Genomic DNA, 26,367 nt, shown 5'->3' on the forward strand with positions numbered 1-26,367 from the left:
ACAGGGCGTGGTGACCCTGATGGCCCCCGCAGCGCAGGGCGCGTCGATGCTGATGACCCCCGGCGGGCAGGATGCCACGGCCTTGATGACACCCGGCGCGCTGGAAGCGACGGCCCTGACGGCACCTGGCGTGCAGGGTGCGGCGTTCGAGCGCGGCTCTGTCGAGACGGCCCTCGCCCCGGTCGCCGGACCGCCTGCCGCCCTGGCCACGCCCCTACCGGAACCCAGGACGCTCCCCGGCGCCGCCGCGCCCGGCCGTCCCTCCCTCGCCAACTCGAAGGCGAGCAGCCGACGCAAGCTCGCGGCGGCGAGCGACGTCCTCTCCCGGTACGCCGCCCGGCTCGCGGCACCCGCACCGGCCGTACCGGCAGCGCCCGTGCCGACGGATCCCCCCATGGCCGCGCCCGCCCGGCCCGACGCGGCGCAGCCCGGCGCGGCCGTGACCGGCCCGGCCACCGGTCAGTGGCAGGCGTCGACCGGTCAGTGGCAGCAAGCGCAGTGGGGGACGGCGCCGCAGCTACCGGCCGGGACCGTCTGGCCGGATGCCGCCGCCTCGGCCCTCGCCACCGGCTCCTTCCCGCCCCCGGCGTTCGCCGAGGCGGGCGTGCTCCAGTCCCCGGCCATGCCCACGCCCGGCACTGGCACCGGCACCGGCACCGGCACCGGCACCGGCCCGATCCCGTACCCGACGGCGCCCGCCACGGCTGCCACCGCCCCCTCCCCCACCCCCGAGTCGTCCCGGGCCGCCCGCGCCGCCGCGGCCATCGCGTTCGCTCGGGGGCAGATCGGGAAGCCGTGTGTGTGGGGTGCGATGGGGCCGGGCTCGTACGACTGCTCCAGCCTCACGCAGGCCGCCTGGCGGTCCGCCGGGGTCACCCTGCCGCGTGCCGCGCACGAGCAGGCACTCGCCGGCGCCCCGGTCACGCTCGCCGGTGCCGAACCCGGTGATCTGGTCCTCTTCTTCGACGACGACCGGCACGTGGGTCTGCATGTCGGCGGCGGCATGATGGTCCACGCGCCGGGCCCGGGCTCGACGATCCGCGAGGAGTCGATCTACGGCGCCGGGGAGGCGGCGATCCACCGGATCGTACGACCCGCCTGACCCCCTGGCTCAGCCGTGGCGCCGGCGCCGGTGTGCGTGTCGGCTCTCGTAGTGGTCCAGCAGGGTCTCCTCCAACGGCCGGTAGGTCAGGCCGAGTTCACGGACACCACGGCTGTTGTCGACGCGGAAGCGGATGCCGAGGTGTTTGCTGATGTAGTCCTGGGTGAGGCCGAAGGCGGGGCCCAGGATCCGTACCGGCCAGTGCGGGAGTCCGGTGCGCGGCAGCCGCAGGTCGCGGGGGTGGTGGGCGCGGATGATGCGGGACATCTCGTGGAACGACGCCATGGTCTCGGCGGCCACGATGTACCGGCCCTCGGCCGCCGGGTTCTCCGCCGCCGCGATGTGCGCGTCGGCGACGTCCCGGACGTCGGCGGTGGTGAAGCTGAAGTCCGGTGCGCCGTAGCAGAAGCAGCCCCGGAACAGCTCGTCCAGCAGGAAGAGGCTGCCGGAGTCGGAGGCGGGGGTGAACGAAGGGCCCAGGACCAGACCGGGGTTGACCGACACCATGCGCCAGCGGTCCTGTGCGGCCGCCGCCTCCCAAGCGGCGTGCTCCGCAAGGGTCTTGGCGTAGTGGTAGGGGTTGTTCAAGGCCGTGCTGGTCGTGTTGACGTAGCGCTCCGACAGCACCTGGCCGTCCATCGCGAGCACGTCGGCGTAGTCGCCGAAGATCGCGCCGACGGTCGAGGTGAACACCAGGGTGCCGACGTCGGGGGTGCGCCCGACGGCCGCGAGGACGTTACGGGTGCCGAGCAACGCCGGGTCCACGACGTCCCGCCGGCCGTCCCGGATGCGTTCCGGCATGAGGAAGGGCGAGGCCGCGTGGAAGACGGTCGAGCAGCCGCCGAACGCCTCGTCGAACGAGCCCTCCGTCAGCAGGTCGGCCGCGAAGAGGGTGAGCCGGCCGGGGAACTCCTCCTGCAGCTCCCACAGCGGCCGGACCTTGCGGGCGTCGGCGAGGTTGCGCACGGTCGTGTGCACCGCGCAGCCCCGTTCCAGCAGACGCCGTACCAGGTGACTGCCGACGAAGCCGCTGCCACCCGTCACCGCTACCGTGGTCCCCGCGAGTCCGCCCACGCCGTCCCACCCCGCCCTCCACGGCCGGCATCCGCCGCCCCCGAAAGGATCCTCGTGGCCGCCCCCGCAGGGAACCCCGCGCATAAGGATTTCCTGAACAAGCCATAAGATCACCTTATGGGGTCATAGACGGGACCCCCGTACTAACTTAGGGCTGCCTTAGCTTAGGCTTCTTCCCATTCGAGCCGCCTGTCCACGTTCGAAGGGAACCTGATCATGCCGCGCCCCCTGCGGGTAGCCATCGTCGGAGCCGGTCCCGCCGGGATCTACGCCGCCGACGCCCTGCTCAAGTCCGAGGTGGCCGCCGACCCCGGCGTGTCCATCGACCTCTTCGAGCGGATGCCCGCACCGTTCGGTCTGATCCGGTACGGCGTCGCCCCCGACCACCCGCGCATCAAGGGCATCGTCACCGCCCTGCACCAGGTGCTCGACAAGCCGCAGATCCGGCTGTTCGGCAACGTCGACTACCCGACCGACATCAGCCTGGACGACCTGCGCGACTTCTACGACGCGGTGATCTTCTCGACGGGCGCGACGGCCGACCGCGAACTGCCGATCCCCGGCATCGAGCTGGACGGCTCCTACGGCGCCGCCGACTTCGTCTCCTGGTACGACGGCCACCCGGACGTGCCGCGCACCTGGCCGCTGGAGGCCGAGAAGGTCGCCGTGCTCGGCGTCGGCAACGTCGCCCTCGACGTGGCCCGTGTGCTCGCCAAGACCGCGGACGAACTGCTGCCGACCGAGATACCGCCGAACGTCCACGACGGTCTGAAGGCCAACAAGGCCGTGGAGATCCACGTCTTCGGCCGCCGGGGCCCGGCCCAGGCCAAGTTCAGCCCGATGGAGCTGCGCGAGCTGGACCACTCCCCCAACATCGAGGTCATCGTCGACCCCGAGGACATCGACTACGACGCGGGCTCGATCGAGACGCGGCGCGGCAACAAGCAGGCCGACATGGTCGCCAAGACGCTGGAGAACTGGGCGATCCGCGACATCGGCGAGCGGCCGCACAAGCTGTTCCTGCACTTCTTCGAGTCCCCCTCGGAGATCCTCGGCGAGGACGGCAGGGTCGTCGGACTGCGCACCGAGCGGACCGCCCTCGACGGCACCGGCAACGTCAAGGGCACCGGCGAGTTCAAGGACTGGGACGTCACCGCGGTCTACCGCGCCGTCGGATACCTCTCCGAGAAGCTCCCGAAGCTGCCCTGGGACATCGACTCGGGCACCGTCCCGGACCAGGGCGGCCGGGTCATCGAGGAGGGCGGCGACCACCTCCGGTCCACCTATGTCACCGGCTGGATCCGGCGCGGTCCCGTCGGCCTGATCGGCCACACCAAGGGCGACGCCAACGAGACCGTGGCCAACCTGCTGGACGACCACGCGAACGGCCGCCTGCACACCCCGGTCTCGCCCGAGCCGGAGGCCGTCGACGACTTCCTCGCCGAGCGCGAGGTCCGCTTCACCACCTGGGACGGCTGGTACAAGCTGGACGCCGCCGAGCGTGCGCTGGGCGAGCCGCAGGGCCGCGAGCGCGTGAAGATCGTCGAGCGTGAGGACATGCTGCGGGAGAGCGGGGCGTAGGTCCCTGATCCGGGGAGGTCCCTGATCAGGGGGAGGTCCCGGATTCCTGTACGGCTCCGAGGGGGCCGGCGCCGTCGCGCCGGCCCCCTCACTCCGTTCCCGATGCGTGAGAACGGGGTCCACCCCTACGCGGATGGGCGGGCGGACCCCGTTCGCCGACCATTGTGGGGACCGGAACACGCCCCCACCATGTGCGTAGGGCGCTCACCCGAGGCGTTCCGCGCGCGCCCCGTGTGCACGGCGCGCACCTCGTGCACGGGGGCGCGCACCCCTGCGGCACGCGCTGCCTCCCGGCCCCGGACGACACGCTTGCCGGCCGAGCGGTGATACTGGGAAGCTCACCCGCCCCCATCAGCAGATTGGCCCATGTCGAACTCCGCCACCGACCGCGCCGCCGCCCCGCAGACCGTCTGGGCGGTCCGCGGCCGCCATACCGGTACCGCCCCCGACGAGGTCGTGCGCCGCACCCTGCGCCGGCACCGGGAGAGCGGGGACATCGACGACTTCGCCGAGCCCGCCGAGCCCGAGGGCACGGCCGGGCGGGTCTTCGAGGCGCGCTGGCGGGCCGCCGGCACGGTGACCGTGCGGGCCCGCCTCACCCTCGTACCGCACGACGGCCGGCCGCAGGGCCACGAGTGGCGGCTCGTCGCCGAGGCGGAGCGCCCCTGGGACGAGACCTGGCCCTCGCCCGCCACCCTGTTCTGGCCCGAGGGCGCGGCCGGCGAGGGCGACGAGGGCGCCTGGGACCACCACGCCACGGTCACCGGCGTACGCCTGCGGCAGGTCAACGCGCTGCCCGAGGACGACAAGGAGATGCGCCGCAGGCTGCGGGACGTCGCCCGCGAGGGGTGGTGCGTCCATGTCGTCGTGCACGAGGCGATGACCCCGGACGCGCGGGGCCGGCTGCCGCTGGCCCGGCTGCTGCCGCCCGGCCTGCGGCACCGCGTGGTGGAGCACCGCGCGGCCCCGCACCAGTTCCGCGCGGTCAACTACGCGCTGAAGGACCTCGGTGTCGAGGTTCCGCGCGGCGGTGCCGTCGTGCTGCCGCCGGACCCGGCGCCCAAAGGCTACGACGGCGCGGAGCACCGCGTGCGCAGCGTCTTCCTGGACGGCACCGAGCCGACGGAACTCTTCGCCGCGCTGCGGCACTTCGCCGCCCTGCCCCGGCCCCTGCCGCGGGAGGCCGAGGCGGCGCTGGACGATCTGCGCGAGCACTGGACCCTGCTGACCCTCCAGGAGGAGCTGGAGCGCGAGCGGCGGCTGGTCGCCCGGTACGCGGAGGCGCTGGAGGCGATGACGAAGTCCCGGGACCTGTACAAGGACGCGGCCGAGCAGGCACTGGAAGCCCTGGCCGCGTACCGCGACGTTCCCGCCCCCGCGTCGGCGCCCGAACGGCCCGCGGCCCGCACGCCGGGGGCGTTCCAGCAGCTGACGCGCACGTTCGAGCGGCTGCGGTTCACCCCCAAGGGGCAGCGACAGCAGGCACCCGCCCCGGACGACGACGCACCGGCGGACGCCGCACCGCACGCCGCACCGGACGCGCCCGCCTCTCACGCGCCCGGGAACAGCGGCGCGGACCCGGCCGACGCCACGGACCGGACGCCGTGACCCGCGGACAGCGCGCCGGACAGGGCCGGAAGGAGACGGCTTGGACACCGCCACGACCCTGCTGGTGACCGGCGCCGTCGTCGCGGCGGTGCTGCTCGCCGTCGCGGTCGGCCTGCTGGAGCGGCTGGTGCGGGCCCGGAACGCGCTGCGGCGGGCCGGGCTGCCGACGGGCCCGCGCTGGGTGTTCTGGGGCGCCGTCGCCTATCTGCTGCTCCCCACCGACCTGCTGCCCGACCCCGTCTACCTGGACGACATCGCCGTCCTGCTCCTCGCACTGCGCAGCCTGCGCGCCGCCCGGCCGCTGCCCGCGACGCCGAACGGGCCCTGACCGGCCGCCGGATGCCGCACCATGGAGCGATGCGGACCGAGTTCACCGGTATACCCGGCACGCCGAGCGCTCCGGACGTGGCCGTCGTCGTCGATGTCATGCGGGCGTTCACCGTGGCCGCGTGGGCGTTCCGGCGCGGCGCCGAGCGCATCGTGGTCGCCGGTACGCAGCAGGAGGCCCTGGAACTCAAGGCCCGTCACCCCGGCTGGCTCGCCTTCCAGGACGGCGCCCCGGTACCGGGCTTCGACCTGGCCAACTCGCCCGCGCGACTGCGGACGCTGGACGTGCGCGGCCGTACGGTCGTGCAGAAGACCACCGCCGGGACGGCCGGGGCGCTGGCCGTGGCGGACGCCGGGCTGCTGCTGTGCGCGAGCTTCGCGGTGGCGGGCGCGACCGCCGGACTGCTGCGGCGGGCCCGGCCGCGGGCGGTGACCTTCGTCGTCACCGGGGACGGCGGGCGGGCCGAGGAGGATCTCGCCTGCGCCGAGTACATCGCCGCCCGGGTCCGCGCGGACGACACCGACCCCGGCCCCTATCTCGACCGGGCCCGGCGCTCCAGCGGCGCCGCCCGGCTCGCGGAGGGCGTACGGCGCGGCTGGGCCGGCGTCCACCCCGAGGACGTCGCGATGTGCCTGGAGGCGGACGCCTTCCCGTTCGCCATGACGGCCGCCCGGACGGACGGCCGCCTGGAGCTGCGACCGGTGTACGCCGGCGGGGCGGAGCCGGCCCCCGCGGCGCGCTGAGTCAGCTCGCGGCGCTACGCCCGGCACGCCCGCCGACCAGGACGACCACCAGCACGACCAGGGCCGCCAGCGCGGTGGCCAGCGCCGCCGTACCCGCGAGCCACCACGGGGCCAGGGTCACGTCCCACAGCCGGAACGCATCCGGCAGGCCGAGCCGTCCGCGGAGCAGTTGGCCCGCGGCGAGTGCGGCGCCGACGCCGAGCGCGGCGGTCGCCGTACCGAGCCGGACCATCGCCGTGCGCGGCGGCAGGGCGAGTACCAGCGCCAGCAGCAGGCACAGCCCCGCGGCGACGGCCCCGGCCACGAGCACTCCCTGGCGTGGTCCGGCCCAGGAACGCGGGGCGTGGGCCACCCCGCACAGCAGGACGAGCAGCGCGGCGCCCCGGGCGGGCCACAGGGCCGCGCGCGAACTCCGGCGACCCCGCGCCTCGTAGGTCCCAGAGCCTTCCACGGCCCGCTGCCCGGCCGACCCGCCCGTCAGCGGCCGGGCCTTGGTCCGTACGTCCGCTGTCGCGACGTCCGCCGTCGCTACCTCCCTCGTCGGTTCTTCCCTCGTCGCCACGTCCGCGGCCGCCACACCCCTCACCGCCACGCCCGCCGTCGCCACGTCCCTCATCGGCTCGTCCCTCGCCGCCACATCCGTCACCACGTCCGCCGTGCTCGGGGTCGGCGCGGCGCCGTCCGTCACCGGCCCTGCGGCCGTCGGACGGTCCGCTTCCCGTTCTGTCGCCGTCGGCCGCTCCGCCGCCCACTGTGCTGCCATCGCGGCGGCCACCCACCGGTCCCGCACGACCCTGCGCCTCGCCGGCCGCGGCTCCTCCCGTCCGACCGCACCGTCCGCCGGCCGGTCCTGCCGTTCGCCGGCCGGCATCGACATGGTGCCGGTGCCGCAGACGGCCGCGGCGGGAGCGAGGCGAACCGGGCCGGACTCGAAGGCGGTGCGGTCCGTGGCCAACCGGCCGATCAGCTCGGCCAGTTCCTCCAGGGGCAGGTTGACGGCCGCCGCCTGCAGGACGGTCTCCCGGCAGTGGGGCTCCACCGACGCGTGGTGCAGCAGCCGTATGAGCCGGGTGACCTCCTCCACGGGACGGCCCTGGGCGGCGGCGCGGATCGCCTCGTCGGCGCTGTCGGTCCCCCGGGGCGGCCGGGTGAGCAGGGCGACCAGGCGGGCGAGATCCTCCACGGAACGGCCGAGGCCGATCGCACGCAGTGCGTCCACCGTGGCCCGGGAGTGCTCGGGCGAGCTCTCCAGCAGCGTGATGAGCCGGACGACGTCCTCGATCGGCCGGTCGGCCACGGCCGTGTGGACCAGGCCGCGCAGGGGATCGCGGTCCGGCACACCGCCGCCGTCGCGCCCGCCCCCTTCGGACGTTTCGCCCTCTACGTCCCGCACACTGTCGCGCAGGCCCTCGTACGGGAGCTCGTACGGGATCGCGTACGGGAGCTCGTGCGGTATCTCCCCCGGGCGCCGCTCGAAGCTCTCGGGCACCGGCCGAGGCGACAGCGCCGCCGGTGTTGCCAGGAGGTCCGGGAGAGGGGCGTGGACGCCGAGGGTGGCCGGTGCGGGGGCCGTGAGGGCGTCGTCAGGGCGGGGGGACGAAGAGCAGGTGGTCATCTCGGCTCCAGTCGACGGGGTGCGGCCACCTCTGCGCCCCCCCTCGTACGGCAGCAGCAGTACACCTCCATTACGCCTCCATTAGGAATTGCCGTCCGCCGGACGTGCCACCCGGGCCTCCCCGTGAATAGGCCAGGTGAGTGGCGCGCATCGGAGGTGCGTTCCGTACTCCTCCTGGCGCATTCTTGCTGTGTCAGCCACCCGGAGGCGCAGGGCACGAGGTAGGACCGATGGCTGGGAGCGGCGGCGAGCACGTGGTCGGTACGCGAGCCAGACTGGCCGCGCTGCTGACCGATGCCTCGACCAGCGCGCTCGGTGTGGCGCGCGGCGGGGTGGCGGGGGTGTATCTGCGCTCCGGCACGCCGGGCCTGCTGCGGCTCGCGGTGCTCTGCGGGCTGCCCGGCCCGCTGTTCCGCCCCTGGTGGCGGCTGCACGTCGGCCGTCCCTTCCCCGTGGCCGACGCCTACCGCCTCGGTGTCCGGGTGGTGCTGGCGAACGCCGCCGAGACGGTGCGCCGGTATCCGCAGTTCGCAGCGGGCCTGCCCTTCCCGCTCGGGTCGGTGCACATCCCGGTCCCGGGCGGCAGCGAGCCGCTCGGCGTGCTCACCGTGCTGCGCCCGGCGGAGACCGACACCCCGGCCGGGGAACTCGACCAGGAACTGCTCGCCCGGATCGCCGAGGGGCTCGGCGCCGAACTGCTGGCACTCGCCGCCGGGGACGCGAGCGCGATCGTCTGGGACGCCGAACCGCTCGGTGTGCGGCCGCCCTCCAGCCGGCCCGTGCGGGCCGGTGTCGGGCGGTTCAGCTGGGATCCGGAGACCCGCGCGGTGCACGCGGACGACTGTTTGCACGGCCTGCTCGGGCTGCGGCCCGGGGAGTTCGCCGGGACGGACACGGCGCTCGCGGACGCCGTGGCCCCGGTCGACGCGGACCGGATCCTGGCCGCCCTGCGCGAGACCGCCGCCGGGAAACCGCCCGGCGCGCCGCTGAGTCTGCGGGCGCCGGACGGCACGCCGCGGCTGCTGGACCTGTGGCCGGCCACGGAGGAGTCCGCCGGTCGGGTCGGTGGGGTGGTGTTCGATCCCGGCCCGGGCGCCGCCGCGGACGGCGCGGCGGATCTGCTGCCGCAGGGGGTGTTCTGCCTGGACCGGCTGGGCCTGGTCGTGTACGTCAACGAGGCCGCGGTCAGGCTCACCGGGCGGGAGCGGGACCTGCTGCTCGGGCGGCCGCTGTGGGAGGCGCTGCCGTGGCTGACCGGCCCGCCGTACGACGATCATCTGCGCGGTGCCCTGCTGGCCGCGGATCCGGTGCACTTCCACGCGCAGCGCCCGGCCGGTGCGGGCGGGGAGCCCGGCGGGGGCGACTGGCTCGCCGTGTCCGCGCATCCCGGGGCGGACCTGCTGACCTGCACGCTCGTGCCGGCCAGCCGGATGGAGACACCGGTCGGGCCGGTCTCCGAGGCGCAGCCGCCGAAGAGTCCGCCGGACCACTCGATGACGCCGCTGTACCGGCCGATCGCGCTGGCCATCGCACTGACGGACGCGGTGACCGCCCGGCAGGTGTCGGCGGTGGTCGTGCAGGAGCTGCTGCCGGCGTTCGGCGGCCGCCGCCTCGCCATCTACGTGCTCCAGGACCGGCATCTGTATCTCGCCTGGGAGACCGGCTTCCCGCAGGGGTTCCTCGCCCCGTTCGAGGGCACCGGCCTCGACGCGCACCTGCCCGGTGTGGAGTGCCTGACCACGGGACGGCCGCTGTTCTTCGAGTCGATGCAGCAGATGGCGGCCGCCTATCCGGGGATGCCGCTGGACGCCGACGAGGGCGCCCGCGCCTTTCTGCCGATGATCGCCTCCGGCCGGCCGGTCGGCTCGTGCATCCTCGGCTTCGACGGCAGGCGCTCCTTCAGTACCGAGGAGCGCACGGTGCTCACCGCGCTCGCCGGGCTGATCGCGCACGCGATGGAGCGGGCGCAGCGTTACGACAGCGAGGCCGCCCTCGCCCGCGGCCTCCAGCAGGCCCTGCTGCCGCACCGGTTGTCGGCGCACCCCCGGGTGGAGACGGCGGGCCGCTATCTGCCCGGCACACAGGGCATGGACGTCGGCGGCGACTGGTACGACGTGGTCGAGGCGGGTGACGGGATCGCGCTGGTGATCGGCGACGTACAGGGGCACGGGGTGCAGGCGGCGGCGACGATGGGCCAGCTGCGCAGCGCCGTGCGCGCGTTCGCGCTGGGCGACCGGCCGCCGGACGAGGTGATGAGCGGTACCAACCGGCTGCTGATCGACCTCGACCCGGGCCAGTTCGCCAGTTGCTGCTATCTGCGGCTGGATCCGGCCACCGGCCGGGCCGTGGTCGCCCGGGCCGGGCATCCGCCGCCGCTGCTGCGCTGCCCCGACGGCAGCACCCGGGTGCTGGACCTGCCCGGCGGGGTCGTCCTGGGCGTGGATCCGCACGCCCGCTACCCCGTGGCCGGGCTGCTGCTGGAGCCGGACGCGATCCTCGCCCTGTACACGGACGGGCTGGTGGAGCGGCCCGGTGCCGACATCGACGACGGCATCACCGCGCTGCGGCTGGCGCTCGGCAGGGCCGGGGCCGCCGCCGGGCAGCGCGGCGGGCGGTCGCTGGCCGGGGTCGCCGACCGGCTGACCGCCACCGCACGGCTGGCCACCGACCGCCCCGACGACGTGGCGCTGCTGCTCGCCGCCCGCCGGTCGGCCCGGCCGTCCGGCCCGTGACCGGACGGCGCGGACCGCGGCCGCGACCATCGACGATGGTCATGGTCTCGCCTGAGCGGGCCGGGCAGTGTAGACATGGGCACATGGTGCGACTGTCCGGCCGAAACTCGACGCGGCCGCCCCGCGCGTCCGGGCGCCCGGACGCATCGCGTGGTCCCTCGCCGGACGCCCCGGGCACCGACGGCGGCGGGGCGGGCATGCTGCGCGCGGCCGTGACCGGTCGCAGCGTCGCCGGGCAGGTCTTCCTCCTCCAGGTCGTGATCGTGCTGCTGCTGGTCGTGGCGGCCGTGGTGGCGCAGGTGCTCCAGGTGCGCCGCGACAGCGACACGGAGGCCGGCAACCGCTCGCTCGCGGTCGCGGAGACTTTCGCCAACGCACCGGGCACGGCGGCCGCGCTGCGTACCCCGGATCCGACGAAGATCCTCCAGCCGAAAGCCGAGGCCGTACGCAAGTCGACCGGCGTCGACTTCGTCGTCGCGATGAACACCGACGGCATCCGCTACACGCACCCCAAGCCGGACCGCATCGGCAAGAAGTTCGTCGGCACCATCGCGCCGGCGGTGGCCGGGGGCACGGTCACCGAGCACGTCAACGGCACGATAGGTCCGCTGGTGCAGGTCGTCGTGCCGGTGAGGGACTCCGCGGGCAAGGTGGTGGGCCTGGTCTCGGCCGGGATCACCACGGCGCACGTGGGCGGGACCGCCGACCAGCAACTGCCCCTGCTGCTCTGGGCGGCAGCGGCGGCGCTCGCGCTCGCGACCGGCGGCACCGCCCTGGTCAGCAGACGGCTGCTGCGCCAGACGCACGGCCTCGGCCCGCACGAGATGACCCGGATGTACGAGCACCACGACGCGGTGCTGCACGCGGTCCGCGAGGGCGTGCTGATCGTCGGCGACGACGCCCGGCTGCTGCTCGCCAACGACGAGGCGCACCGGCTGCTGGGCCTGCCCGAGGACGCCGAGCGGCGCAGCGTGCTGGAGCTGGGCCTGGACGACGAGACGGCGGCGCTGCTGGCCTCGGGACGGGTGGCGACGGACGAGGTGCACCTGGTCAAGGACCGGCTGCTGGCGATCAACCAGCGCCCCACCGATCTGCGCGGCGGCCCGGCGGGCAGCGTGACCACGCTGCGCGACTCGACGGAGCTGCGGGCCCTGTCGGGGCGTGCGGAGGTGGCGCGCGAGCGGCTGAACATGCTGTACGACGCGGGCGTGGGCATCGGCACCAGCCTGGACGTGACCCGCACCGCGGCGGAGCTGGCCGAGCTGGCGGTGCCCCGGTTCGCGGACTTCGCGACGGTGGACCTGTTCGACGCGGTGCTGCACGGGGAGGAGCCGCGGCCCGGCACCGCGCTGCGCCGCGCGGCCGGCGCCGGGGTGCGCGAGGGCTCCGCGCTGTACCCGGTGGGCGAGCACATCCGGTTCGTGGCCACCTCGCCGCAGGCGCGCAGTCTGACGACGGGGCAGTCGGTCCTGGTGCCCCGGCTGCGCGACGCGCCGGGCTGGCGGGCCCAGAATCCGGAGCGCACCGACCAGGTGCTGGAGTTCGGCATCCATTCGCTGATCACCGTGCCGCTCAGGGCGGGCAGTCTGGTGCTGGGGGTGGCGAACTTCTGGCGCTCGGAGAAGCCGGAGCCGTTCGACTCCGAGGAGCTGGCGCTCGCCGAGGAGCTGGTCGCGCGGGCGGCGGTGTCCATCGACAACGCCCGCCGGTACACCCGCGAGCACAGCATGGCGGTGACCCTTCAGCGCAGTCTGCTGCCGCGCACGCTGCCCGAGCAGGGCGCGCTGGACATCGCGTACCGCTATCTGCCGGCGCAGTCCGGGGTGGGCGGCGACTGGTTCGACGTACTGCCGCTGTCCGGTGCCCGGGTGGCGCTGGTGGTGGGCGACGTGGTGGGGCACGGGCTGCACGCGGCGGCCACCATGGGCCGGCTGCGCACGGCGGTGCACAACTTCTCGTCGCTGGATCTGCCGCCGGACGAACTCCTCGGGCTGCTGGACGAGCTGGTGGGCCGGATCGACCAGGACGAGACCTCCGCCGACGGCTCGGCCGCGATCACCGGCGCGACCTGTCTGTACGCCGTCTACGACCCGGTCTCCCGGCGCTGCACCCTGGCCCGGGCCGGCCATCCGCCGCCTGCGGTGGTGCACCGCGACGGCGGCGTGGAGTTCCCGGAGGTGCCGGCGGGTCCGCCGCTGGGCCTGGGCGGGCTGCCGTTCGAGACGGCCGAGCTGGAGCTGGCCGAGGACAGCCGGCTGGTGCTCTACACGGACGGGCTGGTGGAGGATCGCGACCGGGACATCGACGAGGGTCTGGAGCTGCTGCGCGACGCCCTGAGCCGGACGCCGGACGCCTCCCCGGAGGAGACCTGCCGCACGGTCCTGGACCGGCTGCCTGCCCGGCCGAGCGACGACGTCGCGCTGATCGTCGCCCGCACCCGGGTGCTGGGCGCCGACCGGGTCGCCGAGTGGCAGGTGCGCTCGGACCCGGTGGCGGTGTCCGAGGTGCGGGCCGCGGTGACACAGACGCTGACCGAGTGGGGGCTGGAGGAGCTGGACTTCACGACGGAGCTGATCCTGAGCGAGCTGGTCACCAACGCCATCCGTTACGGCCGCGCCCCGATCGGGGTACGGCTGCTGCGTGAGCGCACGCTGATCTGCGAGGTCTCCGACGCCAGCACGACCTCGCCGCATCTGCGGTACGCGGCCAGCACCGACGAGGGCGGCCGGGGGCTGTTCCTGGTCGCGCAGCTCGCCGAGCGCTGGGGCACCCGCTACACCCCCAACGGCAAGATCATCTGGGCGGAGCAGCCGCTGCCGTGACGGCCGCCGCCGTCCCCGCACTCCGCAGGGCGGTGCGCGAACTCCCCGGGTACGAAGGGCCGTTGACGGACCGGCCGGACCGCTGTCTGCGGAGGCAGCCCGCCCGGGAGCGGCAGAACCGGGTGCTCGCGCGGGCGGCCGACGCGCAGCGGGCGTCCTCGCTCGGCCCGTCCGACCCGCGCGGCCGGCCGTACGTGAGCTCCGGCCGCTCTTCGAGCGGACCGGTCAGCCGAGGGCGCGGTCGAGGTTGAACGCGGCGCTGATCAGGGCCAGGTGGGTGAACGCCTGCGGGAAGTTGCCCTGTTGCTCGCCGGTGCGGCCGATCTCCTCGGCGTACAGGCCGAGATGGTTGGCGTAGGTGAGCATCTTCTCGAACGCCAGCCGGGCCTCGTCGAGCCGGCCGGCCCGGACCAGAGCCTCGACGTACCAGAACGAGCAGATGGAGAAGGTGCCCTCGTCGCCGCGCAGCCCGTCGGGGCTGGACTGCGGGTCGTAGCGGTAGACGAGGGAGTCGGAGACCAGATCGTCGCCGAGGGCGTCCAGGGTGGACAGCCACTTGGGGTCGGTGGGGGCGATGAACTTGGCGAGCGGCATCATCAGCAGCGAGGCGTCGAGGACGTCGCCGCCCTCGTACTGCACGAAGGCGCCGCGCCGCTGTGACCAGCCGCAGTCCATGATCCGCCGGTAGATCGCGTCGCGGGCCTGCCCCCAGCGGAGCAGGTCGGCGGGCAGGCCGCGGCGGCGGGCGAGGCGCATGGCCCGCTCGATGGCGACCCAGCACATCAGCCGCGAGTACGTGAAGTTCTTGCGGCCGCCGCGGGTCTCCCACACGCCCTCGTCGGGCTGGTCCCAGTGCGCGGTGACCCAGTCGACCAGTTCGCACACGTCGTCCCACTGGTCGCTGGAGATCGGCTGGGCCCACTTGTCGTAGAGGTAGATGGAGTCGATCAAGGCGCCGTATATGTCCAGTTGGAGCTGGTCCGCGGCGGCGTTGCCGATCCGGACCGGCGCGGAGCCGAGGTGTCCCTCCAGGTGGGGCAGCTCGCGTTCGGGCAGGTCGGTGCGGCCGTCGATGCCGTACATGATCTGGAGCGGTGCGGAGTCGTCGCCGTCGGCGCGGGGGCTGACGTGGGTGGTGAGGAAGCGCATGAACGCCTCGGCCTCGCCGCTGAAGCCGAGCCTGAGCAGCGCGTAGACGGCGAAGGCGGCGTCGCGCACCCACACGTACCGGTAGTCCCAGTTGCGCTCGCCGCCGAGTTGTTCGGGCAGGCTGGTGGTGGGCGCGGCGACGATGGCGCCGGTGGGGGCGTAGGTGAGCAGCTTCAGGGTCAGGGCGGAGCGGTGCACCATCTCGCGCCAGCGGCCCCGGTAGCGGGACTGGTGCAGCCAGCGCCGCCAGTAGGCGACCGTGGTGTTGAACTCGTGCTCGGCCTCGGCGCGGGCGCAGCCGCGGGGGGTCACCGTGCCGCCGAACTGGTCGAGGGCGAACACGGCGGTCTCGCCCTCGGCGAGCTTGAAGTCGGCGCGGGCGTCGCGGGCGTCGCACTCCAGGGTGACCGTGGAGGTCAGGGCCAGTGCCTGCGCGGCGGACTCGAAGACCACGGTGCCGCCGTCGACGCTGCTCAGGGTGTGCGGGGCGGCGCCGTAGTCGAAGCGCGGCGCGACCAGTGCCCGGAAGGGGACGGTGCCGCGGACGCAGACCACGCGCCGGATCAGCCGGTGCCGGCCCGCCTCGCCGGGGCCGGCCGTGCCGTCGCAGGTGACCGGCATGAAGTCCTGCACCTCGCCGACGCCGTCCTCGGTGAAGAAGCGGGTGATCAGGACGTTGGTGTCGGGGAAGTAGAACTGCTTGGTGCGCGCGGGTACGGTGGCGGCCAGTTCGAAGGAGCCGCCGCGCTCGGCGTCGAGGACGGCCGCGAAGACGCTGGGCGCGTCGAAGGACGGGGAGCAGTACCAGTCGATCGTGCCGTTGGTGCCGACCAGGGCCACGCTGCGCAGGTCACCGATGAGCCCGTGCTCGGCGATGGGCAGATAGCGGGGCCCGGGGCGGGCGCCCTCGGTGAACGGGGTCTCGGCCATCGGTGGCCTCCCGGGGTACGGAGCGAGATGTTGTCCAGCTTAGGGGCGTGTGCGCTCCGGTGGCGTGGGAAGGCGCTGCGGGCAATGGTGAGAGTGTGCCCCGTTCGGCGGCACCGGCACGGATGCGGTCATCCGGACCGAGGAGGAGGCATCATGTCGACCAGCACACCCGACGAGTCCCGGTCGTCCGACGACCACTGCACCCCGGACGCCCTGCTGCACACCGCTCCCTCCCGGGATGTCACCCCGGAGGACTTCGTGATGGCGGCGGGCAGGGACGTCACTCCGAAGAACCTCGACTGGGCCCGTCGCAAGATGGAGACGGACCCGACGGCCGTCGAGAGGCTGCTGCCGTAAGGCGTCCGGGGAGCCGGATACAGGGGCGCGGGGCCGTGTGCGGCACACGGCCCCGCGCCCCTGGCTCGCGCCGGTCCCGGCGGGTCAGTCCGCCGACTGTTCGGCCAGGCCCGCCGTCCACTTCTCCTCGATGCGGCCGGCCTTCCAGATCAGCAGGGCGACGGCCCAGGTGGCGAAGAACAGGCCGACGATGACGAAGCCGACGGTGTTGAGGTCGAGGCCGGAGATCCAGTCCCAGAAGACGCCGTGCAGGTTCATCTTGTCAGCGAGGAGGCCGAGCAGCTCGACGGTGCCGATGATCAGGGCGACGGCGACGGACAGGCCGGTGATGGTGAGGTTGTAGTAGACCTTGCGGACCGGCTTGGAGAAGGCCCACTCGTAGGCGAAGTTCATGAACGAGCCGTCGATGGTGTCCAGCAGTGACATGCCGGCGGCGAACAGCACCGGCAGCGTCAGGATGGCGTACCAGGGCAGGCCGGAGGCGGCGCCGGAGCCGGCGAGGACCAGCAGGGCGATCTCGGTGGCGGTGTCGAAGCCGAGGCCGAAGAGCAGGCCCAGCGGGTACATCTGCCACGGCTTGCGGATGGTGCCGGTGACCCGGCCGAGCAGGCGGTTCATGAAGCCGCGGTTGTTGAGCTGGGTCTCCAGGGCGGCCTCGTCGTAGTGGCCCGAGCGCATCCTGCGGAACACCTTCCAGATGCCGGCCAGGATGACGAGGTTGATGCCGGCGATGAGGTAGAGGAAGGCGCCGGAGACCGTGGTGCCGATCAGGCCGGTGACCTCGTGCAGGTGGGAGTTGTCGTCGCGGACCGGGCCGGCCAGGGTCTTCAGGCCGAGCGAGAGCAGCAGGGAGAGGCCGAAGACGATGCTGGAGTGGCCGAGGGAGAACCAGAAGCCGACGGAGAGCGGGCGCTGCCCCTCGCCCATCAGCTTGCGGGTGGTGTTGTCGATGGCCGCGATGTGGTCGGCGTCGAAGGCGTGCCGCATGCCGAGCGTGTAGGCGGTGACGCCGATGCCGATGCCGAAGGACTCCTTGCCCACGCTGAAGTGCTGCGGTGCGATGATCCCGACGAGCGTGCCCCAGCCGATGACGTGCAGCGCGAGCACGAAGCCGGCCATCCCGCCGACCCTGGTCCACTCCTGCCGCGTCATGGAGCCGCGGACGCGGTGCCAGAGTGACGGTCTGCCGTCGGCCTGGGCGGGGAGGGACGGAGCGGAACCAGGGGCGGCCGTCATCGGGAGAGTGTGTCCTTCGGTCGTACGGGTGCGGCTGCACCGCGCAGCCTCGCGCCATCCTCTCCTACTTGCAACTCGTGTGCAATAAAGGGGGTGGCAGGGCTTTCTCATGGAAACGGAAAAGAAACGGGAAAGCCCTGCCCCTGACCTGCAGAAACGATGAACCGGAGGGGGCTCAGGCGGAGAACATGCCCCGGCCGAGCCAGTCCTTGGCGTCCTTCACACCGGGCAGGGCGAAGAAGTAGCCGCCGCCGGTCGGGGAGATGTAGTCGACGAGGGGCTCGTCGATGAGCCGGGTCTGCACGGCCTCGAACTGGCGCTTGACGTCCTGGTTGTAGCAGGCGAACACCAGGCCCATGTCGAGGTTGCCGACGTTGTCCACGCCCCGGTCGTAGTTGAACCCGCGGCGCAGGATGCGGGAGCTGTCGCTCTGCGCGGTGCGCGGGTTGGCGAGCCGGATGTGGGCGTCCAGCGGGATCGCGTTGCCCTTCGGGTCCTTGGCGTACTGGGGGATGTCGGTCTCCTTGGCGCCGTCGAGCGGGGCGCCGGTGTCCTTGCGGCGGCCGAACATCTTCTCCTGCTCGCTGAGCGAGACCCGGTCCCAGAACTCCACCAGCATCCGGATGATCCGGATCACCTGGTAGCTGCCGCCGGTGGCCCAGGCGGGCTCGCCCTGGCCGGCGCCGACCCAGATCAGCTTGTCCGTCTCGCGGGCGGAGGTGACGTCCGGGTTGGCTATGCCGTCCTTGAAGCCGAGCAGGTTGCGCTGGGCGCCGGTGGGGCGCGGGGCGTTCTGGAAGCCGTCGATGCGCCACTTGATCTGCATGGCGCCGCGGGTGTGGCGGGCGATGTCGCGCAGCGCGTGCAGCACGGTGTCGGTGCTCTGGGCGCAGATCTGGAGCGACAGGTCGCCGTGGCACTCGGCCGCGTTCAGGTTGTCGTTGGGGAAGGTCCGCATCGGGGTGAGCCGGGCGGGCCTGGCCTTGGCGAGACCGTAGCGGTCGTCGAAGAGGGAGGCGCCGACGCCGACGGTGACGGTGAGGGCGTCGGAGGGGACCTCGGGGCCGAGGATGCCGTTGTCCGAGGGCGGCGCGCCGACGCCGAGGTCGGCCGGGGCGCCGCCGGAGGTGAGGAAGCGGGCCCGCTCGGTGATGGTCTTCAGCAGGTCGGTCAGGCCCGCGCGGTCGTCGGCGATGACGTTCAGCGAGACGAAGGTGGCGGCGGCCGGCGCGGGGGTGACGATGCCGGCCTGGTGGGCGCCGTGGAAGGGGACCTTCGCGCTGCTGTCGGCGTTCGAGGTCTGCGCCTCGGCGGTGCCGCCGCTCTCGCCCAGGGCGAAGCCGCCGCCGGCCAGCACCGCTCCGGCGGCCCCGGCGCCCAGCGCCGTGCGCACGAAGGAGCGGCGGGCGGGGCCGACGGGGCAGGTCGGCTGGTCGGCGGTGGACATCGGCGGGGTCCCTTCGGGGTGCGGGTGCGCGGACGGCATCGGGCAGGCGTGGTCGGTCATCAGGCGGACTTCCGGATCTCAAGCAGGTCCGGGATCGGGGCGAGGTCCTCCAGCAGCTGGCCGGTGGCGCCGTTCAGCCGCTGCCGGTCGCTCGCGGCGAGCTGGTCGACGGGCGTCCAGTGGCCGCCGTCGTGGGCGGCGTCCAGCAGCTTCTGCACGCGCGCGATGTCCGCGTCGACCGTCGGGAGGACCTTCGGGGCGCGGCCGGTGAGCAGCGGCCTGAGGACGGTGAGCAGCTCGCGGGTGCCGGAGAGGTTGGCGTCGGCGGTGGCGAGGTTGGTTCCGCTGCCCTCGTCGGTGTCGCCGGTCAGCTCGAACTGGAGGGTGTTCTCCAGGATCTCGTGGGCGCGCAGCGGCAGGTCGCCGGGGTCGAAGTCCTGGCCCGGGAACGCCTTGCGCAGGCCGACGACGTCCGCGGCCAGCTGCTGGGCAGGGCCGGTCAGGTCCTTGGCGGACTGTCCGTGCCACAGGCCGTACTCGATGCGGTGGAAGCCCGCGAAGTCCTTGTCGTGCACGCCGTCGGTCAGTCCGTCGGCCCGGCCGTTGATCTTCTTGTCGAAGTCCTCGAAGGTGCCGTAGGCGGCGCCGAGCGAGGAGTAGGTGCGGTGGGCGGTGAGCCAGTCGGTGCGGGCCTTGTCGAGGTGGCCGCCCGCGATGTCGTCGGCGAGCGTCTTCGTCTGGCCGGCCAGGGTGTCCAGGCCCTGGCCGACGTACGCCTTGTACTGCTTCAGCGGCGTGGCGAGGTCCTGCTCGGAGACGGGGACGACCGGCTTGGCCGCGCCGCCGCCGGTGACGGTGACGGATTTGGAGGTGACGGCCTTGCCGCCGGTGGGCACGCAGCGCCAGGCGTAGGTGCCGCCGGCGACGGTGGCGACGAGGTCGCGGGTGGTGCCGGGGGCGAGGCCCTCGATCTCGCCGTAGACCGCGCTGGTCGACGGGTCGATGAGGTACACCTCGGAGGTCTTGCCGCCGGTGTTCTTCATCTGGAAGGTCTGCCGGCCCGGCTTGGGCGCCGTGAAGCCCTTGCCGCACTCGCTCTCGGAGACGGCGACGGTCTGGTCGCCGGCGGGCTTGGGCCGGGAGAGGGCGACGACGGCTCCGGCGATGACGGCGGGTACGGCGACCACGGCGGCCGGCACGACCCAGACCGGGCGGCGCCGGGCGGGCCGGTCGGCCTTCGGCTGGCCCTCGGCCTCGGTGCGCTCCTTGGCCGGCTTCGGCGTCGTGGCCCGTACGCCGCGCACGAACAGGGTCATGACGACGGCCAGGTAGCCGACGTAGGCGACCGCCTGGAGCCAGGTCATGGTCGGGGTGAGGTTGAAGACGCCCTGGACGAGGGTGCTGTACCAGGAGCCGGCGTCGACGCTGCTGCCGAGGTCGACCGCGTAGGCGGTCTTGCCGGGCAGCACGCCGCCCTCCTGGAGGTCGCGCAGGCCGTAGCCGAGGACACCGGCCGCGATGACGATCAGGACGGCGCCGGTGGCGGTGAAGAACTTCGTCAGGTTGATCTTCAGCACCCGGCGGTACAGGCCCCAGCACAGGATCGTGGCGAGGACCAGGCCGATGCCGGCGCCGGTCAGCGGGCCCGCGGACTCGCCGGCCGCCTGGGCGGTGGTCCACAGGAAGAGGGCGGTCTCCAGGCCCTCACGGCCGACGGCGAGGAAGGAGGTGAGGATCAGCACACCGGAGCCCATGGCGAGGGCGCCGGTGACCTTCTCCTTCAGCTCGCCGGACAGGCTGCGGGCGGAGCGGCGCATCCAGAACACCATGGCGGTGACGAACGCGACGGCGATCACGCTGAGGGTGCCGCCGAAGGCCTCCTGGGCGGTCTGCGGCATGGAGGCGGCGGTGAAGGTGAGCACCGCGCCGAAGCTCATGGCCACCGCGACGGCGGCGAGGACGCCGGTCCACACCTGCGGGAGCCGCGAGCGCGCCTCGGCCCGGACCAGGGTGGCGACCAGGATGGAGACGATGAGTCCGGCTTCGAGTCCCTCCCTCAATCCGATCAGGAAACTCGGAAACGCGTCGTCCCACATGACCTGCTGCCCTCCCAGACCTACTTAGTGAAGGCATGCCTAACCTTCGCGGACCATCATGACGATGGCCATGCAATCAGTCAGTCATGAAATAGCAATGGCAAGGCAAAGTCCGGGAACGATCCGCGCTCTCCGTTCGTCTACACCTCCGTCGACCGTCTACAAATATGTAGTCGGATGTAGTCGAGATGTCCTTCGAGACGTACGTCGAAGGAACCCGAAGGAAGGGCGTACGGCGATGGCCACTCCCCCACACCTGGCATCGCAGCTCGCGGTCAACGTGCTCGACGCCCACTCCCTGCTCGCCGCCTTCGGCGTGCTCGGTGTCGGCGTCGTGCTCTTCGCCGAGACCGGCCTGCTGATCGGGTTCTTCCTGCCCGGGGACTCGCTGCTGTTCACGGCTGGCCTGCTGTGCACGGGCTCGGCGAGCAGCGGACTGCATCTCTCCCTCGGCCCGCTGCTCACCGCCGCGGCCGTCGGCGCGCTGGCCGGCTCGCAGTGCGGCTTCCTGATCGGCCGCAAGGCGGGCGGCGCGCTGCTGGCCCGCACCCGGTCGGCCAAGCTGCGCGAGGGCGCGCAGCGCGCCGAGGAACTGCTGGAGCGCTACGGCCACGCGAAGGCGATCGTGCTGGCCCGCTTCGTCCCGGTGGTGCGCACGGTGCTCAACCCCATGGCGGGCGCGCTCGGCGTGCCGGCGCGCACGTTCACCGTCTGGCAGACGGTGGGCGGGCTCGTGTGGAGCCTCGGCCTCACCCTCGCCGGATACGCGCTGGGCTCCTCGATCCCCAACGTCGACAAGTACCTGCTGCCGGTGATCGCGCTGATCGTCGTGGTGTCCCTGCTGCCGATCGCCGCCGAGCTGCTGCGCTCCCGCCGCGCCGCCAAGGAGGCGCGCGGATGAACCTCGCCCTGACGGGCTCGTCGGTCGACGGGCCGCTCTACCGGGACGTGGTGGACCTCGCCCACCGGGCCCCCGGCTGGCTGGACGGCGTGATCGCGGTGTGGTCGGCGTACGGGCTGGCGGTGTTCGCGCTGCTCATGCTCGCCGGCTGGTGGCGGGCCCGCCGCGAGGGCACCACGGCGGCCCTGACCGCGCTGGCCGTCCCCGCGGTGGTGGTGCTGGCCTACGCGGTGACCAGCGTGGTGAAACCGCTGGTGGCCGAGGACCGGCCGTGCCGGCATCTGGCCTTCCGCACGCTGGAGGCGTGTCCCGCGCGGGGCGACTGGTCGTTCCCGAGCAACCACGCCACGATCGCCTTCGCGGCGGCGGTGGCCCTGTTCTTCGTCTCCCGGCGCCTCGGCGTCGTGGCGGCCGTGTGCGCGGGCGCCATGGGGGCGTCCCGGGTGTGGGTCGGGGTGCACTATCCGCACGACGTCGCCGTGGGGGCGGCGGTCGGCGCGGCGGTGGCCTTCCTTGCCATGACCGCCCTGAAGCGACTGCCGGAGGATCTGCCGAGACGGCTGTCGGGAACGCGGCTGCGGCCCTTGCTGGTGTCATGAACCGCGGCCGGTTCACCGAGTCGGCGGGCACCGTCGCCCTGGCCGCCTGGCTGGCGTTCGCGGTGCTGACCGCCGTACTGATCAGCGACCAGGCCGGCCCGCTCTACCTGGACCGGGGCCTGCTGTCCTGGTCCGTCGCGCACCGCCCGCCGGCCGCGGTGGCGCTCGCCCGCGGGCTGACTTCGACGGGCACGGGTGCCGTGCCCTACGTCCTGGCGGCCCTGGCCGGGCTGATCGCGGGGCGCACCGCGCGGCAGCGGCTGACGGCCGCGCTGCTCGGCGTGGCCTGCCTCGTCGCGGGCCAGGCGGTGCGCTACGGCGTCATGGACCTGGTCGCCCGCGCCCGGCCGCCGCGCCACGACTGGCTGGCCCAGGCCTCCGGCTGGTCGTTCCCCTCCGGCCACACCACCACGAGCGCGCTGACGGCCGGGCTGCTGATCCTGGCCCTCGCCCTGCGCGCCCCGCGGGGCCGGACCATGCTGTGCGCGCTGGTCGCCCTCTGGGCGGCGGGGGTCGGCCTGACCCGCGTCTACCTCGGCGTCCACTGGTTCACCGACGTCGTCGGCGGCTGGCTGTTCGCGGTCGGCTGGCTCGCCGTGTTCGCCGGCACGGCGGCCCGCCGGCTGCCCGCGCGCCACCTGCCCGCTCCCCCGGAGCCAGGCCCACCCCACCCGAGCGATCCGGCCGACGGGCCGGTGGAGAGTGATGCGCCAGAGGATCCTCATCGTCGAGGACGATCACGCCCTGCGTGACGTACTGCGCCGAGGTCTGCACGACGAGGACTTCGACACGGTCACGGCAGCCGACGGCGCGACCGCCCTGCGGCTGGCGACACCGGACATATCCGCCGTCGTGCTGGACGTCGGCCTGCCCGACGCCGACGGACGCGACGTCTGCCAGGCGATGCGCGCGGGCGGCTTCCTCGCCCCGGTCGTCTTCCTGACCGCGCGGCACGGGCTGAGCGACCGGCTCTCCGGCTTCTCGGCCGGCGGCGACGACTACCTGCCCAAGCCCTTCCACCTCGCCGAGCTGGCCGCCCGGCTGCGCGCCGCGCTGCGCCGGGCCGCCCCGCCGCCCGCGGCCGCCACGCCGGGCGGCCTGGTGCTGGACGCCGTCCGGCACAGCGCCACCGTGAACGGCGGCCGCCTCGACCTCACCCCGACCGAGTTCCGGCTGCTGGCGGCGCTCGCCGCGGCGGGCGGGGAACTGGTACGGCGCCGTGACCTGCTGCGCGCGGCCTGGCCTGAGGGCGCCCAGGTCAGCGACAACACACTGGACCAGTATCTGACCCGGCTGCGCCGCAAGCTGCGCGCGGCGGGCAGCGAGCTGAGCATCGCCACGGCCCGCGGAATCGGCCACCGCCTGACATGACGACCAACTGCCATGAAGACTTCCTGACATGAGGACTCCCTGAGATGAGGGCCCCGGTACCCGCCAGCCCGCTCCGCCTTCTCCTCGCCCGGCTCGCCCCGCGCACCCTGCGCGGGCGGCTCTCACTGGTCGCGCTGACCACGGCCGCGCTGCTGATGGTGATCCTCACCGTGGTGTTCAACACCGTGGTCCGCCATCGCCTCGACCAGGAGGCGGACGACACGCTGCGCACCCGCGCGGCGGCCGTGGCCACGACCGTCGACACCCGGCACGGCCGGGTGCGGGTGCTGGAGACCTCGGGCGACCGCCTGCTGGACACCAACGCGTGGATCTACGCCGGCGGCCGGCTGCTGGAGCGGCCCCCGTCCGGACCGGGTGAACTGACCGGTGCCGCCGACGGCCTGGCCGCCCGGGGCCGGCGCGCGTGCCGCACGGTGCACGGCCCCGACACGATACGGCTGTGCGCGGAGCCGGTACCCGGCGGCGCGACGCGGGCCACCGTGGTCGCGGCACTGGACCTCGCCCCGTACCGCAGCTCGGCCCGGACCCTGCTGCTCGGCTCCTTCGCGCTGGACGCGGTGATGCTCGGCTGCACCTACGCGCTGACCCGGCTGGCGGTGGGACGGGCACTGCGGCCGGTGCGGGCCATGACGGACCAGGCGACGCAGTGGAGCGCCGTGGGCTCCGCGCAGCGGTTCACGGGCCGCGGCGGGCCGGCCGAACTGGCCGCGCTGGGCACCTCGTTGGACTCCCTGCTGGACCGCATCCGGGCGGTGCTGCGGCACGAGCGGCAGCTGACCGGCGAGCTGTCCCACGAACTGCGCACCCCGCTCAGCCGGATCGTCGCCGAGCTGGACTGGTGGCACGCCCGCCCGCGCTCCGACGCCGACACGAAGGCCTCACTCGGCGTCGTCGCCGAGGCCGCGCAGTCGATGCGCACCATCTGCGACACCCTGCTGGCCGAGGCCCGCGAGGGGATGACGACGGCTCCCGGCACGGCCGACGTGCCGACGGTGCTGCGCCAACTGGCCACGCAGCCGGACGCCTCCCCGTCCGTGCGGGTGACCGTCCCTGAACCGCTCACCGCCGGGGTGCAGCCGGCGCTCCTCGAACGGATCGTCAGTCCGCTGCTGGCCAACGCGGTGCGGTACGCGCGTACGACGGTCACGCTCGCCGCGTCCCGCTCGGACGACGGCATCCGGATCGAGGTCACGGACGACGGCCCGGGCGTACCGGCCGCCTTCACGGACCTGCTCTTCCAGCCCGGCAAACGGGCCGACCCCGCCGACGGACACTCCGGCGCGGGCCTGGGCCTGCCGCTCGCCCGGCGTCTGGCCAGGTCAGCAGGGGGCGAGGTGTCCTACGACCCGAGGCACGGGCCGGGGGCGGGGTTCGTGGTGATCCTGCCGACGGGCTGACCGGGCCCGGCTCGGCCGGATGGCTCGGTGCGCGGTGACGTCCTTGCGGATCGTCATCGGGTGGAGTGACGTGGTGCGTTCGGCGCAGTGTCAGGGCTCGGAGACGATCATTGTCAATGCCCTGCCGGCATCCGCCCATTGCCCTTGGGCTACTGGTCCTTCCTCCCCTCCGCGGTGTACGAAGTTGATCTGGCTCCACCGCCGATCGGAAAGATCGGCAGAGCGGTGGGCAGACGCCGGTAGGGTGGCCTGTTGTGGACGCGGGGGCAGGGAACGAGATGGTTGCGGTCCCGTCGGGACGGGTGACGCTGTCGGACCGGCGGACGCAGAGCAGTTGGCCGGTCGAGGTCGCGCCGTTTCAGATGTCGGCGTTCCCGGTCACGCAGTCCTGGTACGCACGAGTCACGGGTCGACGGCCGAGCAGCGCCCAGGGTGAGCGGCTGCCGGTTGAGGGTGTTTCGTGGTGGGACGCGGTCCAGTTCTGTAACGCCTCGTCCCAACGGGAGGGGCTGACGCCCGCGTATCGCCTGTGCGTCGACGCCGAGACGGCCGAGTGGGACGCCTCCGCAGACGGGTACCGGCTGCCGACCGAGGCTGAGTGGGAGCACGCCTGTCGTGCGGGCACTACTGGCCCGCGGTACGGCCGGCTCGACGAGGTCGCCTGGTACCAGGGCAATTCCGATGGGCGGATCCACTCTGTCGGCGACAAGCAGCCCAACCCATGGGGCCTGTACGACATGCTGGGCAATGTGTGGGACTGGTGCTGGGACGTCTACGACGCCGAGGTGTATGGGGCCTACCGGGTGCTCCGTGGTGGTGGATGGGCCGACGAGCACTGGAGCTGCCGGGCGTCGGTGCGGCGGCGCAGTCACCCGGCTTTCCGGATCGACGACGTGGGATTTCGCGTCGTGCGCTCCACACCACCGCCTCGGCCGTAACAGCCTCATTCCGTACCGCCCAGTTACTGACTTCGGCTCGTCAAGGTGACGCAGACTCATCGAGAGTCAGGCCGGTGCCCGCCATGAAGCCGTCGAGGGTGTCGGGCCGGTACTGAAGGCGTTTGAGCCGGTTGCGGACGAGCACTTCCAGACGGTCGAGAGCGACGACGGCGAGGTCGACCAAGCTGCGTTTGACGTGTGCCCCCACGCCCTCGACGGGATTGTGGACTCTTGCCGGCGTCCGCTTCTGCTCCTGCGAGCCGTCGAAGGTGACGCCGGCCTTCTCCGCGGCACCCGGCCTCTCAGCGGCGGTCGGCTGG

The 26,367-nt window shown here is 73.5% G+C and carries 20 protein-coding genes and 1 pseudogene; 14 read left to right on the top strand and 7 right to left on the bottom strand.

All coding sequences use genetic code 11. The features are described from left to right. Window positions 1-7: 7 nt before the first annotated feature. Window positions 8-1,102, top strand: a complete 1,095-nt coding sequence (locus ACFC8N_RS32960; RefSeq protein ID WP_376292342.1) for an NlpC/P60 family protein — start codon at window positions 8-10, stop codon at window positions 1,100-1,102. A gap of 9 nt (window positions 1,103-1,111) precedes the next feature. Here ACFC8N_RS32960 and ACFC8N_RS32965 read toward each other — a convergent pair whose 3' ends face one another. Then, window positions 1,112-2,176, bottom strand: coding sequence for an NAD-dependent epimerase/dehydratase family protein (locus ACFC8N_RS32965; protein WP_376292190.1), 1,065 nt, complete (start codon window positions 2,174-2,176; stop codon window positions 1,112-1,114). A 216-nt stretch (window positions 2,177-2,392) separates the two neighbouring features. On the opposite strand from ACFC8N_RS32965, the gene ACFC8N_RS32970 reads away from it, so the two are divergent. The 4 genes from ACFC8N_RS32970 (at window position 2,393) to ACFC8N_RS32985 (ending at window position 6,436) form a co-directional block, all read left to right on the top strand. Continuing rightward, window positions 2,393-3,757: an FAD-dependent oxidoreductase gene (locus ACFC8N_RS32970; protein WP_376292192.1), complete on the top strand. Its 1,365-nt coding sequence runs from the start codon at window positions 2,393-2,395 to the stop codon at window positions 3,755-3,757. A 366-nt stretch (window positions 3,758-4,123) separates the two neighbouring features. Next, window positions 4,124-5,365, top strand: a complete 1,242-nt coding sequence (locus ACFC8N_RS32975) for a hypothetical protein (RefSeq protein ID WP_376292195.1) — start codon at window positions 4,124-4,126, stop codon at window positions 5,363-5,365. Between the two features lie 40 nt (window positions 5,366-5,405). Further along, window positions 5,406-5,693, top strand: coding sequence for a DUF1232 domain-containing protein (locus ACFC8N_RS32980; protein WP_376292197.1), 288 nt, complete (start codon window positions 5,406-5,408; stop codon window positions 5,691-5,693). A 29-nt stretch (window positions 5,694-5,722) separates the two neighbouring features. Next, complete coding sequence (locus ACFC8N_RS32985; protein WP_376292199.1) at window positions 5,723-6,436, top strand: 2-phosphosulfolactate phosphatase; 714 nt, start codon at window positions 5,723-5,725, stop codon at window positions 6,434-6,436. Window position 6,437: 1 nt separating this feature from the next. Here the strand turns inward: ACFC8N_RS32985 and ACFC8N_RS32990 are convergent, their stop codons facing one another. Then, the gene (locus ACFC8N_RS32990) at window positions 6,438-8,051 is read right to left on the bottom strand and encodes a hypothetical protein (protein WP_376292201.1); all 1,614 of its coding nucleotides are present in this window, start codon (window positions 8,049-8,051) and stop codon (window positions 6,438-6,440) included. A 230-nt stretch (window positions 8,052-8,281) separates the two neighbouring features. On the opposite strand from ACFC8N_RS32990, the gene ACFC8N_RS32995 reads away from it, so the two are divergent. Together ACFC8N_RS32995 and ACFC8N_RS33000 are read left to right on the top strand one after the other, a co-directional pair. Next, entirely contained in the window at window positions 8,282-10,783 is a 2,502-nt protein-coding gene (locus ACFC8N_RS32995; protein ID WP_376292203.1) for a SpoIIE family protein phosphatase, read from the top strand. A gap of 197 nt (window positions 10,784-10,980) precedes the next feature. Beyond that, window positions 10,981-13,605, top strand: coding sequence for a SpoIIE family protein phosphatase (locus tag ACFC8N_RS33000; RefSeq protein WP_376292345.1), 2,625 nt, complete (start codon window positions 10,981-10,983; stop codon window positions 13,603-13,605). Window positions 13,606-13,830: 225 nt separating this feature from the next. On the opposite strand, the gene ACFC8N_RS33005 is transcribed toward ACFC8N_RS33000, so the two are convergent. Next, window positions 13,831-15,684 (bottom strand): glycoside hydrolase family 15 protein, encoded by a 1,854-nt coding sequence (locus ACFC8N_RS33005; RefSeq protein ID WP_376292205.1) that lies wholly within the window; start codon window positions 15,682-15,684, stop codon window positions 13,831-13,833. Window positions 15,685-15,837: 153 nt separating this feature from the next. Between ACFC8N_RS33005 and ACFC8N_RS33010 the strand changes: the two genes are divergently transcribed. Continuing rightward, on the top strand, window positions 15,838-16,041 hold the full coding sequence (locus ACFC8N_RS33010; RefSeq protein WP_356034002.1) for a hypothetical protein: 204 nt from the start codon (window positions 15,838-15,840) through the stop codon (window positions 16,039-16,041). Window positions 16,042-16,125: 84 nt separating this feature from the next. Here ACFC8N_RS33010 and ACFC8N_RS33015 read toward each other — a convergent pair whose 3' ends face one another. The 3 genes from ACFC8N_RS33015 to efeU form a co-directional block, all read right to left on the bottom strand. Next, entirely contained in the window at window positions 16,126-17,277 is a 1,152-nt protein-coding gene (locus ACFC8N_RS33015) for a HoxN/HupN/NixA family nickel/cobalt transporter (protein ID WP_376292208.1), read from the bottom strand. A gap of 175 nt (window positions 17,278-17,452) precedes the next feature. Further along, on the bottom strand, window positions 17,453-18,724 hold the full coding sequence (efeB, locus tag ACFC8N_RS33020) for an iron uptake transporter deferrochelatase/peroxidase subunit (protein ID WP_362819551.1): 1,272 nt from the start codon (window positions 18,722-18,724) through the stop codon (window positions 17,453-17,455). A 59-nt stretch (window positions 18,725-18,783) separates the two neighbouring features. Next, on the bottom strand, window positions 18,784-20,820 hold the full coding sequence (gene efeU / locus ACFC8N_RS33025; protein WP_376292211.1) for an iron uptake transporter permease EfeU: 2,037 nt from the start codon (window positions 20,818-20,820) through the stop codon (window positions 18,784-18,786). 238 nt (window positions 20,821-21,058) lie between these two features. Between efeU and ACFC8N_RS33030 the strand changes: the two genes are divergently transcribed. From ACFC8N_RS33030 to ACFC8N_RS33055, 6 genes are all read left to right on the top strand, one after another. Further along, window positions 21,059-21,721 (top strand): DedA family protein, encoded by a 663-nt coding sequence (locus ACFC8N_RS33030; RefSeq protein WP_356039361.1) that lies wholly within the window; start codon window positions 21,059-21,061, stop codon window positions 21,719-21,721. After that, window positions 21,718-22,320 carry a phosphatase PAP2 family protein gene (locus ACFC8N_RS33035; RefSeq protein ID WP_356039359.1) on the top strand — a complete coding sequence of 201 codons (603 nt, stop codon included), beginning with the start codon at window positions 21,718-21,720 and terminating at the stop codon, window positions 22,318-22,320. Before ACFC8N_RS33030 ends, ACFC8N_RS33035 begins: the two co-directional genes overlap by 4 nt. Beyond that, window positions 22,317-23,072 (top strand): phosphatase PAP2 family protein, encoded by a 756-nt coding sequence (locus ACFC8N_RS33040; RefSeq protein WP_376292213.1) that lies wholly within the window; start codon window positions 22,317-22,319, stop codon window positions 23,070-23,072. Before ACFC8N_RS33035 ends, ACFC8N_RS33040 begins: the two co-directional genes overlap by 4 nt. Further along, window positions 23,026-23,691 carry a response regulator transcription factor gene (locus tag ACFC8N_RS33045; RefSeq protein ID WP_376292216.1) on the top strand — a complete coding sequence of 222 codons (666 nt, stop codon included), beginning with the start codon at window positions 23,026-23,028 and terminating at the stop codon, window positions 23,689-23,691. Before ACFC8N_RS33040 ends, ACFC8N_RS33045 begins: the two co-directional genes overlap by 47 nt. A 44-nt stretch (window positions 23,692-23,735) precedes the next feature. Beyond that, window positions 23,736-25,109: a sensor histidine kinase gene (locus tag ACFC8N_RS33050; RefSeq protein ID WP_376292219.1), complete on the top strand. Its 1,374-nt coding sequence runs from the start codon at window positions 23,736-23,738 to the stop codon at window positions 25,107-25,109. 278 nt (window positions 25,110-25,387) lie between these two features. Then, complete coding sequence (locus tag ACFC8N_RS33055; RefSeq protein WP_362819536.1) at window positions 25,388-26,047, top strand: formylglycine-generating enzyme family protein; 660 nt, start codon at window positions 25,388-25,390, stop codon at window positions 26,045-26,047. A gap of 40 nt (window positions 26,048-26,087) precedes the next feature. Here the strand turns inward: ACFC8N_RS33055 and ACFC8N_RS33060 are convergent. After that, window positions 26,088-26,270: pseudogene (locus ACFC8N_RS33060) on the bottom strand (IS630 family transposase); the annotation flags it as partial. Window positions 26,271-26,367 lie beyond the last annotated feature (97 nt).

This window comes from Streptomyces sp. NPDC055966, from assembly GCF_042269865.1.
In the GTDB taxonomy this organism is placed as follows: Bacteria; Actinomycetota; Actinomycetes; order Streptomycetales; family Streptomycetaceae; genus Streptomyces.

Coding starts and splice junctions, on each gene's coding strand:
- ACFC8N_RS33000 (WP_376292345.1), top strand. CDS start 10,981: ATGCTGCGCGCGGCCGTGACCGGTCGCAGCGTCGCCGGGCAGGTCTTC.
- ACFC8N_RS33005 (WP_376292205.1), bottom strand. CDS start 15,684: ATGGCCGAGACCCCGTTCACCGAGGGCGCCCGCCCCGGGCCCCGCTAT.
- ACFC8N_RS33045 (WP_376292216.1), top strand. CDS start 23,026: ATGCGCCAGAGGATCCTCATCGTCGAGGACGATCACGCCCTGCGTGAC.
- ACFC8N_RS33055 (WP_362819536.1), top strand. CDS start 25,388: ATGGTTGCGGTCCCGTCGGGACGGGTGACGCTGTCGGACCGGCGGACG.
- ACFC8N_RS32975 (WP_376292195.1), top strand. CDS start 4,124: ATGTCGAACTCCGCCACCGACCGCGCCGCCGCCCCGCAGACCGTCTGG.
- ACFC8N_RS32985 (WP_376292199.1), top strand. CDS start 5,723: ATGCGGACCGAGTTCACCGGTATACCCGGCACGCCGAGCGCTCCGGAC.
- efeB (WP_362819551.1), bottom strand. CDS start 18,724: ATGTCCACCGCCGACCAGCCGACCTGCCCCGTCGGCCCCGCCCGCCGC.
- ACFC8N_RS32970 (WP_376292192.1), top strand. CDS start 2,393: ATGCCGCGCCCCCTGCGGGTAGCCATCGTCGGAGCCGGTCCCGCCGGG.
- efeU (WP_376292211.1), bottom strand. CDS start 20,820: ATGTGGGACGACGCGTTTCCGAGTTTCCTGATCGGATTGAGGGAGGGA.
- ACFC8N_RS33035 (WP_356039359.1), top strand. CDS start 21,718: ATGAACCTCGCCCTGACGGGCTCGTCGGTCGACGGGCCGCTCTACCGG.
- ACFC8N_RS33040 (WP_376292213.1), top strand. CDS start 22,317: ATGAACCGCGGCCGGTTCACCGAGTCGGCGGGCACCGTCGCCCTGGCC.
- ACFC8N_RS33010 (WP_356034002.1), top strand. CDS start 15,838: ATGTCGACCAGCACACCCGACGAGTCCCGGTCGTCCGACGACCACTGC.
- ACFC8N_RS32990 (WP_376292201.1), bottom strand. CDS start 8,051: ATGACCACCTGCTCTTCGTCCCCCCGCCCTGACGACGCCCTCACGGCC.
- ACFC8N_RS33050 (WP_376292219.1), top strand. CDS start 23,736: ATGAGGGCCCCGGTACCCGCCAGCCCGCTCCGCCTTCTCCTCGCCCGG.
- ACFC8N_RS33030 (WP_356039361.1), top strand. CDS start 21,059: ATGGCCACTCCCCCACACCTGGCATCGCAGCTCGCGGTCAACGTGCTC.
- ACFC8N_RS32995 (WP_376292203.1), top strand. CDS start 8,282: ATGGCTGGGAGCGGCGGCGAGCACGTGGTCGGTACGCGAGCCAGACTG.
- ACFC8N_RS33015 (WP_376292208.1), bottom strand. CDS start 17,277: ATGACGGCCGCCCCTGGTTCCGCTCCGTCCCTCCCCGCCCAGGCCGAC.